The organism is Nocardia sp. NPDC101769 (assembly GCF_044766925.1).
Taxonomy (GTDB): Bacteria; Actinomycetota; Actinomycetes; order Mycobacteriales; family Mycobacteriaceae; genus Nocardia.
On sequence record NZ_JBIWMX010000108.1, the window covers coordinates 1 to 3,415 of the forward strand.

5 protein-coding genes are annotated in these 3,415 nt (G+C 63.7%); all 5 read right to left on the bottom strand.

Annotation, left to right across the window (positions count from 1 at the left end):
* Positions 1-119 precede the first annotated feature (119 nt).
* Positions 120-548, bottom strand: coding sequence for a response regulator (locus ACIRRA_RS45640; RefSeq protein WP_402782307.1), 429 nt, complete (start codon positions 546-548; stop codon positions 120-122).
* Between the two features lie 489 nt (positions 549-1,037).
* Entirely contained in the window at positions 1,038-1,466 is a 429-nt protein-coding gene (locus tag ACIRRA_RS45645; protein ID WP_402782309.1) for a VOC family protein, read from the bottom strand.
* A 132-nt stretch (positions 1,467-1,598) separates the two neighbouring features.
* Positions 1,599-1,721, bottom strand: a complete 123-nt coding sequence (locus ACIRRA_RS45650; protein ID WP_402782318.1) for a hypothetical protein — start codon at positions 1,719-1,721, stop codon at positions 1,599-1,601.
* A gap of 311 nt (positions 1,722-2,032) precedes the next feature.
* Positions 2,033-2,338, bottom strand: coding sequence for a transcriptional regulator (locus tag ACIRRA_RS45655; RefSeq protein WP_402782312.1), 306 nt, complete (start codon positions 2,336-2,338; stop codon positions 2,033-2,035).
* Positions 2,326-2,793 carry a hypothetical protein gene (locus ACIRRA_RS45660; protein WP_402782315.1) on the bottom strand — a complete coding sequence of 156 codons (468 nt, stop codon included), beginning with the start codon at positions 2,791-2,793 and terminating at the stop codon, positions 2,326-2,328. The genes ACIRRA_RS45655 and ACIRRA_RS45660 overlap by 13 nt, the downstream gene beginning before the upstream one ends.
* Positions 2,794-3,415 lie beyond the last annotated feature (622 nt).

A 3,415-nucleotide genomic window follows, 5' to 3' on the forward strand; every position in this document is an offset into this window, starting at 1 on the left:
CCCACCGCAGCAGTATCGGTCACATCGATCGTTGTCGTGTCAGACATCAAGTGCCACTCCTTGATTCGGAGTTACACCGTTGTTTTTACAGTCCCGCCGAGACCGATGTAAAGCCATATTCACAGCTCGAGGCGGGTATGGATGCGACTGAGCAGTTCCGCCGTACGGAATGGCTTGGGGAAGTAATCACATGCTCCCGAATCGAGTGCGAGGTCAATGATGGCCGGATCCGTTTCGGCGGACATGATCACGATGGGCATCGAGGAGTTCTGTCGCAGACGCAGGCAGACGTCGATGCCCGACAGGTCGGGCAGCAGCACATCGAGCAGCACCAGGTCGGGATGCCATTGCGGAGCGAGCGTGAGTGCCCGGGTTCCGGTCGCGGCATGGACGGCGTCGTACCCAGCGGTGGCGAGGACGAGGAGGGCCATCTCGGCAGTGGTGGCGTGCTGCTCCACAACGAGGATCTTGGCCTCAGCGGGCCCCCGGCGCAGCGGAGGAATCCGCGGGCGAGGCGCACGCCTGACCGACAGCTGATGAGTATTCATGAGTTACTCCTTCGACCAGATCCCCCGACCCGTCGCGTTCGCGTGCTTCGTCACCGTCATCGATGGTGCGATCGGACCGATCGGGGCCCTCACGTCGAAACCGGGTCTTGACGCTAAGCCCGCCAGCAACGAATCAGCAATACAAATGTCGGAATTGCCCCGCCAAGTCGGACACTGTTCACCTCGCAGTGACCTTTCCGTGCCTTCGAAGGATCACCGTGACCGCATCGCGATGCCATTAGTTGGTGGCGGCGCCAGCGGCATGTTGATGGGCACGCACGATCGTCGAGTCTCGACACGACCCAGTCCGGTCGCCGGTGGTGGCGGCCAGCGGTCGTCACGGCGGACATGATGCACGACCGACCCCGACTGTGGGGCCGATCGATACACCCCATTGGGAATCAGAGCCTGGAGCGATTCCCTCATACAAACGGCCGGGTGCCCCCGCGTGTGCGTCGGCGGGGACACCCGTCCTGTGGGTACGGGAGCTCACGACGACGGTCGCCATCCACCCGGCAGTGTGGTCTGGCCCACCTCGATCAAGTGTCCGTCGGGGTCGCGAAGGTAGCAGCGGATCTCCGTCGAACGCACCTGAGGCGGTGTGAGGAAATGGGCACCCCGTGCACTCCACTCGGCGTACACGGCATGGATGTCCGAGACGCGGATGTTCAGAAAACTGCTGACCCGGTCCAGATCAGGCGGTGTCTCCAGCACAACGGTCGGCTTGTCCTCGGTGGGGCCGCCGCCCGTGTTGATGATGATCCAACCGTTGGCGAGCGCGACGATCGATGGTTCACCCGCGCGCACGGTCTTACCACCGAGTACGTCGGTATAGAAGGCGCGCGAGCGCTCGACGTTGTCGGAGACGACGAAGTGGGTCAGGACGAGGTCGTAGGGGGACGTGCCGTCGTCGGTCATGGGTATACCTCCGGCTTGTGTGGGTTGTTTGTTCCTGATGTGCCCAACTGACGGGCCTGGGCACATCGTTACCAGCTGAGACAGGACGGGCCTCCAGTTCGGGACACGACCCGCCGATAGCGGCTTGTCGGTTCAGCGGGTGATCGCCTTGGTCTCCGGGAACTCCGCGCTGTCGGCTCGACCCATCTCGCGGCCGTTGCCGGACTGCTCATAGCCGCCGAACGGCGCCTGGACGTTGTACTGCCAACGGGACATCCTCAGAGTCTCTGAGCCACAACAGCTGTCGATCCGAAGTGGCGGGAGTTTCGGCGGGAATCCCGATTTCTCCGCTATGGGACTGAGCCGGTCAGAGTAGGTATCGACGTCGACCGGGGGACGGCTGTTCGCGACTGTCCGCGATTGCGGTCACACGCACATCGATGTGTGTTCGGTCGGCCTCGGATCGCCGCGGCCAGTCGATCTTCGGCTGCTCCGCGCTGGCCGGTTCGGCCAGCGCGGTATGCGGCAATGTAGTGCGTTCGGTGTCGGCTACAGATCACTCCCCGGCCGAGGGTTCTGGGATTCGGTCAAGATTCGGGTCTGGCCTCCCCGCCCTTGCGAGTGAGCGCAGCGAGGGCGGCGAGGTGAGCATGGTAGGCGGTGCGACCCTTGGGACTGAGGGCGAGCCAGGTTCTTGGTTTGCGGCCCACGTAGCCCTTGGTGACATCGAGGTATCCGGCGTTCTCCAGCATGGTCATCGCTTTGGACAGGGTGGATTTGTTGAGGTCGCACATGTCTGCGACGACGAGAAATTCCGCTTCGGCGCAACCGTCGAGGAATGCCACGAGTTTCAGGCGCGGCAGGGAGGCGAACAGTTCGTTCAGCGCTTCCACGGTCGGGTCTTCCAGGAGAGGATTCGCGGTCGTGCCTGCATGAACCAGATCCATCCGCCCAGGACGACGCTGGACGCCACTCGGATCCATCCGTCCGAGCCGGAACTCGCGTGGCCGACCAGCGGCACCACCAGGATCACGACCAGCAGTGCCATGTTCTGCTTCCACTCCCCCATCGGGAGCGGGACGATGCCGCGGGCACGCTGGGTCCGGCGCTGCCGTTGCACAAGTCTGAAATACACCCAGCCCGAGCCGATTCCGCCGATCAGGATGATCCATCCGAGCGGTCTGCCGATGCCGTCGGCGACCAGCGTGCAGAGCAGCAGGTTAGCGAGCGCTCCCGACACAGCGGCCGCGACAGGCTGCCAACTGGGCAGCGCGGCAGCCTCGTGCGCGTGCCGAGTGGTAGCGGCAGCGATGTCCAGTGCCTGCTGCGGGGTCTCCGCGTCCTGCATAGATCGACCATATGTGAATCGGTTTCCAATTGGCAACCGGTTTCCCAGCTTGGAACCTCGTATCTCAGCTGCCCATCGGCAGCATGTGCGTGCGTCGGCCGGTGCCGAATCAGCGTGGCCAGTTGACCTCGGACGGCCCGTACTGGCCGGTTCACTCAGCGCGCCATGCGGCAGAACAGTGCGCCGCCATGCGCGGACGAACAGCCAGTCGAGCCGTTCCAAACGTGCACTACAGCTGAGGGATTGGCGTAAATCCGCTGTTCAACAGCGGTTTGCGCGGGCTTGCACCGGTCGTTCGCAACTCGCCAGTTGCGGACGTTCCGCCGACCTCGGATCGGCACGGCCAGCTGATCTTCCGATGCCCCGCGCCGGCCGGTTCGGTCAGCGCCGTATGCGGCTACTACCGCTCACTCAGGTGCACCATCGCCAGTCGTGAGTCTCCGCGAAGCTCTGCGATCTCGGACAACGGTATTGCGTGCAGTCGCGCGCAGTGGCCCTGTGGCCTGGTGTCGATGTTGGAATGCGCGTGTCGGCGGCATGTGAAAACGGGATCTGGCACGGTTTGCGTGATTGACCCGGCCTGGATTGCCAACGGGCGCTTGATGATCGATCATGTCGCCGG

Excerpts from the sequence above, each read along its gene's own strand:
- ACIRRA_RS45640 (WP_402782307.1), bottom strand. The coding sequence starts at position 548 with ATGAATACTCATCAGCTGTCGGTCAGGCGTGCGCCTCGCCCGCGGATT.
- ACIRRA_RS45645 (WP_402782309.1), bottom strand. The coding sequence starts at position 1,466 with ATGACCGACGACGGCACGTCCCCCTACGACCTCGTCCTGACCCACTTC.
- ACIRRA_RS45650 (WP_402782318.1), bottom strand. The coding sequence starts at position 1,721 with ATGTCCCGTTGGCAGTACAACGTCCAGGCGCCGTTCGGCGGCTATGAG.
- ACIRRA_RS45660 (WP_402782315.1), bottom strand. The coding sequence starts at position 2,793 with ATGCAGGACGCGGAGACCCCGCAGCAGGCACTGGACATCGCTGCCGCT.